The sequence below is a fragment of the Bacteroidota bacterium genome (genome assembly GCA_005882315.1).
Lineage (GTDB): Bacteria > Bacteroidota > Bacteroidia > Chitinophagales > Chitinophagaceae > VBAR01.
This window is the reverse complement of the sequence record VBAR01000001.1, coordinates 1,823,010-1,837,875: the sequence shown is the minus strand read 5'-3', so window position 1 is coordinate 1,837,875 and position 14,866 is coordinate 1,823,010. Positions and strand designations below refer to the sequence as shown.

Genomic DNA, 14,866 nt, shown 5'->3' with positions numbered 1-14,866 from the left:
ATCAGTTGTTTTTTGTGGGAAAAATAATTTCAACTCTAGTTCCTGATGCATTGCCCTCTGCATCTGAGAGATCAATAATATTTATTGAACCTTCCACTCCATTACATTGAATTGCCTTTAATCTTTCTTCCGAAACTTGTATGCCTTTGCTTGTATGCTTTATATCCTGCCCGGTTTTTAACTTCATTTCCTTTGCCCGTATTCGCCCTATTCCATTGTCTTCAATGATGCAATGAATGAATTCATCTTTATCAATGAATTCAATTTTAAGATTTCGTTGTCCTTCTTTATGCATCAGCCCGTGCCAAATGGCATTTTCAACAAATGGCTGGATAAGCAGTGTAGGAATTTTTACTTCTTCAGCATCTATTTCATTATCACAGGTTATTTCGTAGTGAAAGGCGTCTTTAAAACGTATCGATTCAAGTTCTACATAGAGCTTTAGAATTTCAACCTCTTCTTTTAATGTTACTGTTTCCTTATCGCTATGAACAAGGATGGTACGCAACAATTTTGAAAATCTTGATAAATACCTTGTAGCTACCATTTCCTCATTTGCAAGAATCATTTGCTGAATTGAGTTCAGCGCATTAAACAGAAAATGCGGATTCATTTGCAAACGCAAACTTTGCAATCTTGTTTCAACGGCTTTTTGTTTGTTTTGCAATGCTTCAATTCTTGCTTTTTGTTTTTCTTCTTCTGCCTGGGTTCGTCGTATTTGGTTAACACATAACACAGCAATGGTAGAAAGTATCTGCAGGTGTTTTGGTGTAAAGAAATTTTTACGATGATGTTCGCTGTCTATCACGCCAATCACTTTTCCATCCACGATCATCGGCACAGCAAGTTCGGAATTGCGACGGGCATCATCCACAATATATCTTGTATCAGCCTGTGTATCTGAAACAAGCAAGGCTTTACCGGTTGCAGCTACAGTACCTACTATTCCTTTACCTACTGGTATTTCAATCGGCTGATGAATAGAAAAATCCACCGGGCTCTTAGGTCCATATGCAGCTTTTTGTATAAGTATATTTTTCTCTTCATCTTTCAGGTAAATAACACAATCTTCGAAATTGAGACGGCTAATACAATTTTTTGCTACATCCCACAGCAGGTCGTCTGTTTTCTGGTGACGGTTGATCTGCGAGGCGAAATAATTAATGACTAACTCTGTCTCGAGTTCTTCCCTTTGCTTTACCTGCTTCTTTTGATAATACTTCAAAACATACCAGATAAGTAATAAGCCCAGTAGTATACCTGCAGTTTTAAACCACCAGGTCTGGTAAAAAGGCGCAGCAATTATAATCGTCACTTCGTTATCGGATTCCTGCCAATTTCTGTTATCATTGCTGATACGTACTTTAAAAATGTATTTACCGGGTGGCAATGAATTATAACGTACAGAGTTCTGATCGGCAAGTTTTATCCATTCTTTATCCAGGTCCACCAGTTTGTATTCATAATAAGTTCGGATATGAGGGCTGAAATCAACGGTACCAAAATAAAAAGTGACCTTGTTATCAGCAGCGACAAGATGGAATATTTCTGACCCGGTAATATTGGAAGTAATTCTTTTTGTTTCAATTTTATTAACCGAAACATTAAGGCTTACCTTTTTATTATACAAAGAATCAGGATGAAAGTACTGGACACCTTTAGGGGTACCGAAGAAAAACTCTCCATTTGGCATCTGGAAATAAAATCCAATGAGGAATCCATAAATACTCAATCCGTACCGCACATCAAATGAACGCAGACTTGAATCGGCCGGGTTATAACAGACCACCCCAATATCATTCCCGATCCACATACGACCATGCTTATCCCGTAAAATACTTTCACCCCCGTCAATCAGTAATCCCTCTTTTGGAGTAATTAATTTTACACGGCCACCCGGATAAAGAATTTTCAATCCTTTTCTGCCCGCTACATAAATGTTTCCCGCATTATCTGATCCCAGGTCATAAATACCTTCCCGCCAATAAGGTTTATATGATGCAACCTCCTCCAGTGTTTTTGTGGCTAGGTTATAATGATACATTCCGTCAAATGCAGTAGCAATCCAAAGATTGTTACTATCAGAAAAATAGAGCGGTACTACCGGGAAAGAATCTAATCGCTTCAAAGGGGAATTTTCAAAGTTTTCAATTTCATAGTTAACCGGGTTTATCCGGCTTATTCCATTCCGGCCGCATACCCATATAAATTCATCGGGGCCGATCAATAACCGGTTAACTTTTTTTACTTTAAGAGATTTTTTATTTGCTTCCTCAGATTTTATTGTCCGAATCTGTTGCAGGCTTTTATTCATCACCACTATTCCGTTATCAACAGTTGCTGCCCAAATTTTATCGTATTTGTCAATTACGATAGAACTAGCCTGTTGATTTCCGTAAACAGGATTCGGTTGTTTTCCTGTTAAATTTATAAAGGTGGCTGTGTTGGTATTTCGTTTCCACTCCATCATGCCACTTACTGTTCCAAAGTAATAGGTATTATTATCCTTTGTAGTTATGCCGGCAATCAAGCCATCATATCCATTACCTCTGCCGTCTGTAAATACTGTTTGATTACTGATAATATCATTCCTGTTAAAATAACTGATGCCTTTCGGATTACATACAATAAAGATCCAGCCATCCTTTCCTTTTGTAACAATGTTTTGATTATCGTTGCTGAGGGAAGAAGGATCGGAAATATTGTGCCGGTAGTTATTTATTTTACCACTAATAGTATTGTATATATAAATACCTGCATTTTGAGTAGTAAACAAGTATTCATTGGTGCTTATTCTTGCAGCTGCATTAAGAATGCAATTAATCGGCCGGTCAAATTGATCCTTTAAGTCTTTAAACGGATAACTGATCTCACCTGTCACCAGGTTTATAGCTTTTACTTCAAAAGTTTTTTTATCACAGGCGAGCCATTCATTGGTACCCCATTTTATTAATGAGACCAGGTGTGGATATAAATAGTATCGTTCAACAGTATTGTCTTTGTATGCTACTTTAAAAAAAATATCTTCAAAAACCAGCAGGTAATACTCTTCATCAAACCCAACTGTACGACCGTACCCCTTTACAAGCTCACGTCTATATCCTTTCAGAGGTAAAAATCTGAATATCTTATTTGTTAATGAATCCTGTTTACCGGGCAATGCATCCGGGTTTAAATGATAATTTCCATTTCCGCAGTATAAAACGATTCCATAATTAGCTGTATACAATATGGAGTTTACTTTTACCAGTTTTTGATTTTCATATATTGCTACCCTGTGAAATTTTCTTTTCTCATCAAGAAGAGTTGCAAAACCACCTGCTGTTAAAATCCATACCCGGTTATTACTGTCACAGGTTACCTGTACAATATTACTGCTCTGTAGTTCGGGGATTTCCGTAGCAAAATATTTTTCTACTGTTTTTCCATTGAACATATTTAGTCCATTACCGGTAGCGATCCACAGATTACCATTTTTATCGACACAGGTACCATTAACCCCAATATAGGAAAGACCGTTTGTAGTATTCAAATGCTGGAAAACGGTATTACTTTGAGTTAATAGTTTGCTATTAAATAAAAACAATAATGATATGATCAGGGCCTTTTTCAACTGCATTTAAAACTAAAATACTTTAAAAGAATAAACCGGCTTAAAAAATAATAATTGAGCCCGGCTTTTTGAAAAGTAAAATATTGAAAGGCAATCACATGAATACGATCATATTACTGTGAGGTAGCTGCAACCGAGTAAACGGCGAATCTTTCTTAAAAATCTCTAAAGTAAAATATTGCAATGGGCAAATTATTGACAGGTTCAATAATGAATGATCACAACCCCTCCACTACCTGCTGCTCCGTAAGGCGAGCTGCCATTACCACCACCACCGCCTCCGGCACCGTATCCACGTCCATCCGTGCTGAAAAAAAGTTTATATCCAAACAGGGTACTATTATCAAAAGATAAAAACTTTCCTTTACCGCCTGATGCGCCGTTAATCATTACTGCATTCCCACCATTTCCATATTCACGTACAGTTAAAAATTCAGTAGTGCTATATTGCTGATAAGACTCACGGGTATTTTCGCCATTATTTCCGGGCACATGAATTTGGTAAGGAATACCTGCTTGTACAATTACAATCGGAATCCCACCTTTGCCTTGCGTAGCAAAACCCCCACCTCCAGCGGTAAAAGTTGTGCTCAAGGCAGGAATTTCAACAGTGGTGTTTTGTCCGTTCACTCCATTGCCAGTTTCTGTTGTTGCGCCTGTGCCGCCGGTACCAATAGTAATATTTATCTGATTACCTGCAGAAACCGGAACATTAATTGCCTGCATATAACTACCACTTGCACCGCCTCCGCCGGAAGCTCCACCGCCACCGCCGCCCCACGCTTCAACCATAATTTTTGTAACATTTGCCGGTACATTCCATGTTCCATTCTGTGAATATCCAACATGATTTTTATAATCAGAAAGATCACCCCAGGTGGTTGACCCCGCTGCATTCGACATCAAAACCTGTCCGCTTTGTCCTGCAGAACCATTTATTTTAAGATTGCCATTGATATTCACATTGCCGGTTACATCCAATTTTTCAGATGGGTTATTATTTCCGACACCCACATTTTGAGTAAATGCTGTTACCAGTATTAGTGTTGATAGTACAGCAGATAAAAATATTTTTTTCATACAGTTTGTTTTTTATAAATGATCATCTAAGATATATTCCGGCTTTCCCCAATAAAATAAAAAACTATTCTACGGTTAGCCACAGCTACTATCCGGCAAATAAAAAAAACCGCCCTGATATGATCAAAGGCGGTTGTCCAAATGTTCTAATTGCACTCAATAATAAGTATATAACCCAATACTCGTATTATTCCCTTTTGAAGTTATTTCTTTACTAACTCTTCCAATAACATCAAATTCATAATTGAAATTAATGCAAGGATCAGGAAGGCTGCCCGCATCAATATATGTTTCCGTTTTGATCATATTTCTGCTTGACTTGCCGTAATAGGGATTTCCAAAAACTTCATTCTTCAAAGCATTTGGTTTATCCAGGTAATAATCCTTTACTATTGTGAGGATATGCTGTCCGTTAGCCAGAAAGCGGATGCTGTCGCAATTTTGATTATTATAAAAAAAATTCATTACCTGGATTATACTTCCATTATTTTTTGTAATGACTTTATTCAAGGTTCTATCAAGATTATATTCATAAAGCTGTTCGTAGCCTGGAGCATCACTTTTTATTTCCCGGAAACATAATCCTTCTGTATTCAAATCATTTTTATAGAAATATTGCAGCATTCCATTTTTATAGACCGATTCTTTAATACTTCCAATAGGATAGTCATATTTTCTTTTTATCCCATCACTATTGTCACAGGTTAGCTGTCTTCCCTGTGCATCGTACGTATAAGTAAACACCGTATTGCCATAAGTTGCTGTTTTTACTTTTGAAGTTTCTTCCAATTGCATCTCTGGTGCATCTAAAACTTCTTTGTGGCAAGCTGATAAACTAATCAACAGTATAATTATGAACAATTTATTTTTCATTTCTTTATTAGATTTTGAAAACAATTCGTCAAAATAAGAATATGAAGAAGTCGTTCCCAAGATTATCTCGTCAACGGGAATCTATATTTAGTAAACGGGAATCATTAACAAAAAAACCGCTCTTGATACATCAAAGGCGGTGGGTTTTGGTGTTTCAGTTTTAGATACTACTCTCCGACTATTGCAGGTTACTTAATGTCAGATGATCATAAAGCAAGAGCAGGCAGTCCCCTTTTACTAAACCAGTCATACCTTTTAATAAAGACATGGTGTCAACGACTGCCCAGTTACTTAATTTGCTGCTATGAAGATTTTGGAAAAAATTAGAAGTAAAAGGGAGTTGCTTATCGATATGCTGATGCTGGTAATATTGGTTTCCGCCGTTGTGTTACTGGCCGTTATAATCTGATTTAGTAGTATTGGTTAACACTCAAACCATTTTTTGAATGCGGGGGCTTTTCCCCTCCTTACACCCTGCTCCATTTTTAGCGGGATTTATCAATTGCTTTTTCAGATCAACTATTTTTTATCCTCGCAAAGACTATGCACTACTGAAATTAAAAATGGTTTGCCGGGTACAGCAAACCATTTACTAAATGAAATATGGTTTTTCTTTTTTAAGTATTTTGAGTTGTGGAGGCCGCGATCATTGTATCAGCAAGTGTATTATAACATTTTATCCAGGCTTCTTTTACTTCTGGTGTCCAGTCATTACCGAGTCCCTGTTGTAAGGTCCAGAGCAATGCACTGCCTACCATTTTGTAATGTGCGGGTCGTACACCGTAACCTACGTGCCGCCGGGCCATTTCGGAAATATCATTAGTTAATTCATCCAACTTTTCGAGACGGGCTACAACTATGCTCAGCATATCCATCAGCTTACGGTATTGTTCATCCATTTTTTTAGGGAACATATTTCGGAGTGCGGGGTGGTCATTAAAAAGTTTACTGTAAAACAAATCCCCTACCATCACTGGGTCAATTGCCCTTACCATTTTCCAGGTCTTTTTTACCAATTTTACCTGCTCTTCAGTCATACTATCAGATTTAAAGCAAAAATCAGCCGCAAAGCTCTTATTTAAAAATTATTTTTAGTGACCCGTATGAAAAATCAATTAAAGTGTACCTGTATCGTCTTCAAAGAATAATGACTTTTGACATATCATCAGGGCAATAGCGTATATGAATTGTTTGTCCCACCATCGGAATATCTTTTTTATTAAGCAGTGTTTGAATATGTCGGTAAGTAATAATACCCCGCAATTTAAGTACCACCCAAAAACGGATCTGTACATAATCATACATCTCACTTTCTTCCTGAACCATGTCTAGTACCTGCGCAGTAGCCGGTATTCCGGTACGCAACAGGAAACGCTGCCACTGCAGTTGTTGATAAATGCGGCGGCGGTGATTGCCTCGCATTAACTGACTGATATATTTTAAAAAGTTTTTCATTTTATACACCCAGTTTACAAACAATGCAGGTAATAATTGTAAGCAATACTGATACAAGCAATATACGTCGCATCATAAATGCAAAAAGGTTTAAACTGTCAATGGTTTTATTCTGTTTCATAACACAAATTTGAGGTGGCGTTTAGCTCGCAAAAAATAAAAGCCATTGAATTGCCGTATTCGTTTATTAAAGCGTAGTTCCGGTTCAATGAAATGATATATTGATTTGAATTCATTTTAAAAGCTGCTTAAAAAGAAGCGCCCCGCTCCTTTGACAAGCTCAGGATGACAGGGCAATTCATTACTGTTAGGAGAAAGTTCGTATGATTGGATAAGAAAGAAGCCATTATTTATGCTGCATTATTCACCCACACCTGGCGCAGCTTACCGGGATTATACCTGATCACTACACTATCACCTGTCTTCAAAGATTGATCTGCTTTTAAAATTGTATGCATCTTCCGGTAGACTACTTTTCCTCTTACACGGATCAATACTAAAATGCAGAATTTTTTATAGCCTTTGATCGCAAATCGTTCTTCCATGACCTCTGCCAGTTTTGTGTGAAAACCAATTCCGGAATTGCTAAGCAATTGCTGCTGCTTCAGCTGCTGTTGCATTTGCCGGCGGCGAAATTTTGCAAAAAGTATTATTATTAAAGCGGTCAGCATAGTTCGTTTGTTTTGTTACCTAATATTACTTCTGTACAAAAGCGAAATCAAGTTTTAGTTAGCGAGTGGACACTATTGATTAATGAATGGTATAAAATCTGAATTGAAGCGTAGTTTATAAAAAGAACTATTTAGACACATCTGAGCTTTTCAAGAATATGCACAAAAGAATAATATTAATGTAAGATGGGATGTAAGTACTGCACCTTAATCCGACAGCTTTATATAGTTACAGCCAAACTTCAGATTAAGTCACTTCATTAAGACTTTTGTACGGTTCATTCATATTTGCTTTTTTCCAGGCTAAATATGCGCCTACTTTGTATCATCAAAAACCAGAAACCTAAAACAATCTTTCATGAAATTTCTAAATGACGGCCTCAGAACCAGCAATAAGATCCACCTCCGGGTGTTCAAAACGCTGGTTCTGTTGGCTATCATCCTTAGCCTTATCACCTACGCATTCCTGCGTTTACTCTTCTTTGATTTTTCTATTCCTGTATTGGAAGAAACGATCAATATTTTAAAAACAATAAGTACCGGCGCCACTATTGGGCTGATAACCTATTCTTTGTTTCTCCTGGCCGAACTGGCTGAAGCAATGTTCAGGCTATGGCCAAAAATGCGACCGTTCACAAAATTTGCATTGCCTTTATCTGTAATCGGATTGCTTTTGTTTCTTTCATCCTGTACAAGTAGCATTAGCATTGGTATTAAAAAAGATTTCTCTACCGGGCTCGTTTCTGATTATAAAAATATGGAGCCCGAAAAAGTAATGCTGGTGATGAATGACGAAGTACTCAATCACACTGACATCCCTGTCGGCGAAAGTTTTATCCTGACAAATGATAATATCAAAGGAATGATTGTTGAAAATGGAAGAGTGGCGGTTGGCTGCTCTCTGCAAATTGCTGATACTTCCGGTAAAATAATTTTTGATGAAAGGGATCTGTTTAAGGAAGGCGGAATTTATAATGAAAAAGAAGCGAAGCTATTAAAATGCACTGTATCTACGGGTGCACCGATGGAAGCAGAAGAGTATTATGATGTAGTTGTAAAATTCTGGGATAAAAAAGGAAAAGGCTTTATCAATAATAAAGTACGGATCCATATGATCGATATGCCATAATTGTGTAATTAAAATATTTTACTTGGACGGACAATAGAACACGGACTCATGGTAGAAGGTAGCGGTAAAGAGCAACATCGAAAGGTGTTGCTTCTTTTTTATTATCGGTCCATCCATTTCTTAAACAGTGGAGCTTTTTCACGGCTGATATCAACTTCCAGTTTCAGAGGAGCTTTTATCTGTACCATCAATTTCTGGTTACCGTAAGGCTTTACAGAATGAATTGAGTTGATGTGAATAATCGCCTGCCGGTTAGCCCTGAAAAAGAAATGCGGATCAAGCACTTCTTCAATATCTTCCAATGCTGAGAAGTCATAGATCAGCTTATCACCATTAAAAGTGTAGATATAGTTTAGATTATCCTTAAAGAACACTGCAATATCTTTTGTTTCAACCGGTGTCCATTTATTATTACTGTTAATGATAAACCGCTCTTTATATTGCTGCTTAACTGCAGATGGATTAGTAAAATAATTAACCAGTTGTTGCAGATCACCCGGTATAAACGATTTGGTTTCCTTCATGCTTCTTACTTTGTCAATTGCCCGCTTTAAATCTTCTTCCTGTACCGGTTTTAAAAGATAATCAACCCCGTTTACTTTAAATGCACGGATAGCATACTCTTCATAAGCTGTACAGAAAATTACCGGGCATTGTAAAGTAAATTGATCAAACAATTCGAAGCTCAAACCATCGCTGAGTTTTATATCCATGAATAATAAATCCGGTTCTGCATTATTCATAAACCATTTTCTTGCAGACTTCAGGCTGGGCAACATATCCAACACTTCTACATCGCCTGCCACAATGGCAATATTACCCCGCATTTCTTCTGCAATAAGATTTTCATCTTCAATGATCAATGCTTTCATAACAAAGGAATTTTTATAGTAAAATATTTATCGTCTTCTTTTATCACCATCGGTTTTTCTGAATAATACCTGTATAGTGTTTGCAAACTCGCCAGGCCTTTTTTATTACTTGTTTCCACAATGCGATAACGCTGCAAATTATTTCTTACAACAACAAAACCTTCTTCAGTAAATATTTCAATTACCAGCGGGCTATCTTTATCTGCCGTATTGTGTTTGATAGCATTTTCCACAAGGTTCTGAAGTGTAACCGGCGCAATATATTTATTGAAGTAAGACTCATCTATATTTATATTAACTTCTAATCCTTCTTTGAAACGTATTTTCTGTAATTCCGTAAAAGTTCTTACAAACTCCAGCTCATCTTGCAGCCTTACCAATTCCTGTTCGCCGCTTTTTAAAACATAGCGATATACTTTGCTCATGCCATCGAGAAAGCTGGCAGCAGTTTTTGAATCTGATTTTATTAAACTACGCAATGACGTAAGTGAATTGAATAAAAAGTGGGGATTGAGATGTTGCTTCAGACTTTCATACTGCACCATTGTTTTCTCTTTCTCCAGTGATTCAGCTTTTGTTTCTAAAGAATAAATTTGTTTTTGTTTATTCATCCGGAAGCGGTAAAAGAAAACAAGCAAAGCGATCATTAAAAAACCAATTAGCAACCAGAACCAGCCAGCTTTATAAAATACAGTACCGATGTATACCTGCAATATTTTTTCTTCTACATTCCAGTTATTCGCATTAGTTGATGCCTTGTAACGGAATGTATAACTACCCCCCGGCACACTTGTATAAACTGCTTTAGGGTCCTGTGTATAATGCCAGTTCTTTTCAAGTCCATCCAGCTTATAGGCATACCATGTTTGCCCGGAGTTGCTAAAATTCAATGCTTCCAGTTCAATCGTAAAGAAATTATCTTCTGGCTTTAAATTCAGTTTTCCATTTTTGTTTATCCCCTGCATATCAGCAACAGGGCCTCCAGAAATTTCTATACCCGCTATAAAACAATGGATGGAATTAGTGTCTGTCTTATAATTAAGCGGATTGAACATTACATATCCCTGGTTGGATGGCATCATTATTTCGCCGGTAGATAATGTGAATGCGAAATGCTCATTAAAATCTGTTATATGCAAACCATCTTCTTTTCCGAAATGTGTAAAATGCTGCCTGCTTTTGTCCAGCATTACCAAACCTGCTCCAGTGCCAAACCATAACCGGTTACTGTCATCTACAGCTATGCTTCCGATAATATTACTTTTCAAACCATTTTCTTCAGTATAAGAAGTGAACTTTTCTTTTTCGGGATCAATACAGGTTATCCCGTTAAATGTGGAGATCCATATCATCCCGTCTTTGTCTTCCACTATACTCACTACCACATCCCCGATAATTGTATTTGTCCCTTTATCAGTACTTTTCCACCAATGCGTTGTTCCTTTTACCTGGTCATACATTACAAGCCCGGTACCATTGTATCCAATCCAAATTCTTTTTTTACTATCCACGAATACACAACGACCCGGGTTCCCTTTATACTTTCCTAATACCGGGTGGTTGGCAATACTGTGAAACTTTTTTTCCGATGGCTTGTAATAATACAGTCCATCATAATCCCTGGTGCCAAACCAAAGTGTACCATCGCTTGTTTTATTGAGGCTGAAATAAAAAGCTTGCGGAATTGAGTCTTTAATAGTTAGAAAATCCATTTTACCCGTTGCTTTATTCAGGCGGTTAATTCCTCCGCCGGTAGCAACCCAGATATCATGATTTGCATCTTCAGCAATACCCCGGGCAGAATTCAAATAAATTTGATCAGGCTTGCCGGGTTGATTTTGCCACACATTGTACTTACCTGTCTTTACATTATATTTTGAAATGCCGTTGCCTGTTGTAAACCAAAGATTGCCTTCATGATCTTCCTCTATCCCTCTTGAAAATATATGTAAAAACGAATCGACAAAAGGATACCTGATCTTAAATAAATTTTTACGGGGATTAAAATAGTTTAAACCTAATGTGGTACCTATCCAGATATTACCGTCCTTACTAATATAGGCTGTGGAAAGTATATTACTTAAAAGAGAACCCTCTACACGAATATCATTCTTATATTGTACCAGTTGTTTTGTTTCAGTATCATAATGAAGCAATCCTTTTAAAAACGTACAAATCCAGATATCATTATTATTACCGTCAATAAAATCAATAGCAAGACCCTGCGTTTCCTTTTGGTAAACCAGTAGCAGGTTATCCAGCACCTCAGTTTTTCCGCTTACTGCATCCATTCTTAGTAGTTTAAACCCACCGTAATTACTAAGCCAGATACTGCCTTTTTTATCAACCATTATCCTATTTACATTTCTTTCACCCAATTCTTTTACAGGATAAAATGTGGCCTTTTTGTTTGCAGGATTATAAATAATGTATCCTTTATTAGTTGCTATATAAAGCAACCCGTTTTTATAAATGGCATGATAGGCAGGACTTTTATCCAATAATTTTTTAGTAGAACTATCACCTGGCATAGCCAGTTCCTCAAACCGGTTGGCTATCGGGTTATAACACCGTAAACCGGATCTTGCTGAGAAGTATACTTTATCATCTGCAACGGGAACAATTGTATTTATATTAATACCGTCTGCAATTTTTATTCTCCTGAAAGAAGATGATTCATAATCAAACTCAACCAATGCATCCCAAAATGCTATCCAAAGACGGCCATCTGTACCACAAGCCATTGCATAGCAAATAGAAGGTAGTGGAGAAGTACTGTCTCCACGAATATGTGTAAACCTTTTAACAGTTTTTCCGTTAAACCTGTTCAAAGCCCCCATCGAACCAATCCATATATACCCATATTTATCCTGGCTTATGATATTTACCCACCCATCATTCAATCCTTCGGCGCCGGTTAATTTATGAAAACTAATAGGCTGTTGACATGGAACAGAAGAAACGCTTACTATTAAAAGAAGAAATATAATACAGGTCTTTTTCATTCTGTTTTCAAAATACCAACAAAAGAGAAGAAGGCCAAAAAGGCCAGGTTCCAAAATGATATTTCATTTTGCGAAACGGATAAAAAGGCCAGTGAAGTGAAAAACTATCCCATTGATGCGGGATGGTTTTCGTATTTGTCATAGCTCTTTTAGGTTCAATGTACATTGATAAGTATTAACTAAACTATTATCCGGGAAATAATTGAAACAAATACATTTTCATTTCGCATTTCAATTTATCCGTTTCGTCATTTCAAATATTCCGATCGCATCCTTTCATTTTTAATTCGTGAATTCCTGAAACATTTTTGGGATGTAATTAAAACAAACTAAAAATGAAAAAAATTTTCCTGTTTATCATCATTGCCCTTTTAGCAGTAGTTATTATCAATGCACAAAGCGTTGGTATTGGAACCAATTCACCGGGTAGCAGTGCCATGCTGGATGTAAGCAGTACTAGCAAAGGATTACTGGTACCACGTATGACATCTGCTCAGCGATCAGCAATTGCATCGCCGGCAAACGGACTGATGGCATATGATATTACCACCAATAGTTTTTGGTATTATAATAATAGTGCCTGGACAAACCTGGTTGCTGGTGGGGGTAATAGTTTCACACTCCCCTACAGCAATACAGTTGCCTTAACTACAACTGCATTTAAAATAAAAAATGATGAACACTACAATGCAATTGAAGGTGAAAGCACTTATGGTACTGGTGTTTCAGGTAAAAGCGGGGAAGGGCCGGGCGTAACTGGAACCAGTAATTCAAATTCAGGAATAGAAGGTACCAGTACCAACGGTAGTGGGGTATATGCTAATAGTGTTTCCGGTGCAGGGTTAAACGCATTATCAAGCAGTGGGTTCGGAATCATTGCAACCAGCGGAAGCAGCAGTTCTATATACGCTTTCTCTTCCAACGCACAACCCACTATTAACGCTACTAACAGCAATGGAGTAGGTGTAGCCATTAAAGGAAGTTCATCAGCATATAACGCCATAATAGGTGCAAGCGGAGGAACCAATACAGCCGGCGTGAGAGGCGAAGGAACCGGTTCTGGCGGAAATGGTGTATTTGGAACTTCTTCAAGCAACCAGGGATATGGGGTGTATGGATATAACCTGACTGGAACAGGAACATATGGTTTTAGTAACACGGGAACGGGAGTGAAAGCCATAAGTAACAGCGGCCTTGCCCTGGATGTAAACGGAAAACTGAAAATTGCAGGGGGAAATACAAGCCCATCCGACGGTGCTGTGCTTACCAGTGATGCTTCAGGTAATGCGGTTTGGAAAAACAATAAGATTGCATTTAGTGTTAAAGGTGTTAATTCCGCGTATTCAGGAATTTCAGATAACTCTTATACAAAACTTCATTTCAATTCAGAAGAATATGACTATGGCAATACCTATTTTTTGCATGTTGGTTCGAACCCAACTGCTAATGCCAGCACATTTACTGTTCCAAAAGACGGAGTTTACAATTTAGGAGGGGCTGTTCATATTCAAATAAACAGTGATGTCTATAATATTTGGTATGCAAGCGTAAGTATCAAACTAAAAAGAGCTGGAGTAGAAAGTGTCTTAAGAGCCTATCAGCTGGCTTGCTATGATGACGTTCATAAGTCTGAAGCAACCGGATGTTACAGTACGGACGCAAAACTTTTAGCAGGAGACATAATATGGATAGAAGCAGTACAACTAAATGATGGGCAAATTGCCGGTACTGTTGGTGGCAATTTTTATACTCACCTTGTATTTGAAGATTAAGGATCCAAATTTTTAAACTCAAAAATTATGCAATACATAAATAGTGTGATCACCATTAATACATCCCAGGGCCAATACTTTTTCAGCCCCGAAGAAATTGTTCGCCTCGAAGCAAGCAGCAATTACACAAATATTTATTTCAGCAATAAAAAGAAAATGATAACTGCTAAAGTGCTGAAAGAGTTTGTGCAAATGCTGGAACCATTCGGATTTGTAAGAACACATAGAACTCACCTGGTAAACCGTCAGCATATTCTTTGTGTAACGTCCGATAATAACATTATCATGAAGGATTCTTCTGTTGCAGAAATCTCAAGAAGAATGAAAAGTGGTGTGATGCGGGTATTGAGAAACGCGGCGTAAAACAGCCTTAAATAATAAGTATTAAGTTATATG

Annotated in this window: 11 protein-coding genes; 3 read left to right on the top strand and 8 right to left on the bottom strand. The window is 37.4% G+C overall.

The annotated features are described in order from the left end of the window. Position 1: 1 nt before the first annotated feature. From E6H07_07620 to E6H07_07595, 6 genes are all read right to left on the bottom strand, one after another. On the bottom strand, positions 2–3,619 hold the full coding sequence (locus E6H07_07620; GenBank protein ID TMI65766.1) for a GAF domain-containing protein: 3,618 nt from the start codon (positions 3,617–3,619) through the stop codon (positions 2–4). Between the two features lie 198 nt (positions 3,620–3,817). Then, positions 3,818–4,693 carry a hypothetical protein gene (locus E6H07_07615; GenBank protein ID TMI65765.1) on the bottom strand — a complete coding sequence of 292 codons (876 nt, stop codon included), beginning with the start codon at positions 4,691–4,693 and terminating at the stop codon, positions 3,818–3,820. Between the two features lie 156 nt (positions 4,694–4,849). After that, positions 4,850–5,566 carry a hypothetical protein gene (locus E6H07_07610; GenBank protein TMI65764.1) on the bottom strand — a complete coding sequence of 239 codons (717 nt, stop codon included), beginning with the start codon at positions 5,564–5,566 and terminating at the stop codon, positions 4,850–4,852. A gap of 617 nt (positions 5,567–6,183) precedes the next feature. Continuing rightward, the gene (locus E6H07_07605; protein ID TMI65763.1) at positions 6,184–6,603 is read right to left on the bottom strand and encodes a hemoglobin; all 420 of its coding nucleotides are present in this window, start codon (positions 6,601–6,603) and stop codon (positions 6,184–6,186) included. A gap of 100 nt (positions 6,604–6,703) precedes the next feature. Beyond that, a complete protein-coding gene (locus E6H07_07600) occupies positions 6,704–7,021 on the bottom strand; it encodes a hypothetical protein (GenBank protein ID TMI65762.1) in 318 nt (105 codons plus the stop codon). A 350-nt stretch (positions 7,022–7,371) separates the two neighbouring features. Next, the gene (locus E6H07_07595) at positions 7,372–7,641 is read right to left on the bottom strand and encodes a hypothetical protein (protein TMI65761.1); all 270 of its coding nucleotides are present in this window, start codon (positions 7,639–7,641) and stop codon (positions 7,372–7,374) included. A gap of 409 nt (positions 7,642–8,050) precedes the next feature. On the opposite strand from E6H07_07595, the gene E6H07_07590 reads away from it, so the two are divergent. Beyond that, on the top strand, positions 8,051–8,821 hold the full coding sequence (locus tag E6H07_07590) for a hypothetical protein (GenBank protein ID TMI65760.1): 771 nt from the start codon (positions 8,051–8,053) through the stop codon (positions 8,819–8,821). Positions 8,822–8,922: 101 nt separating this feature from the next. Here the strand turns inward: E6H07_07590 and E6H07_07585 are convergent, their stop codons facing one another. Both E6H07_07585 and E6H07_07580 read right to left on the bottom strand, forming a co-directional pair. After that, complete coding sequence (locus E6H07_07585) at positions 8,923–9,693, bottom strand: response regulator transcription factor (GenBank protein ID TMI65759.1); 771 nt, start codon at positions 9,691–9,693, stop codon at positions 8,923–8,925. Next, entirely contained in the window at positions 9,690–12,698 is a 3,009-nt protein-coding gene (locus tag E6H07_07580; protein ID TMI65758.1) for a hypothetical protein, read from the bottom strand. Before E6H07_07580 ends, E6H07_07585 begins: the two co-directional genes overlap by 4 nt. Positions 12,699–13,033: 335 nt before the next feature. On the opposite strand from E6H07_07580, the gene E6H07_07575 reads away from it, so the two are divergent. Both E6H07_07575 and E6H07_07570 read left to right on the top strand, forming a co-directional pair. After that, positions 13,034–14,470 (top strand): hypothetical protein, encoded by a 1,437-nt coding sequence (locus E6H07_07575; protein TMI65757.1) that lies wholly within the window; start codon positions 13,034–13,036, stop codon positions 14,468–14,470. A gap of 27 nt (positions 14,471–14,497) precedes the next feature. After that, entirely contained in the window at positions 14,498–14,833 is a 336-nt protein-coding gene (locus E6H07_07570) for a LytTR family transcriptional regulator (protein TMI65756.1), read from the top strand. The last annotated feature ends 33 nt before the right edge of the window (positions 14,834–14,866 follow it).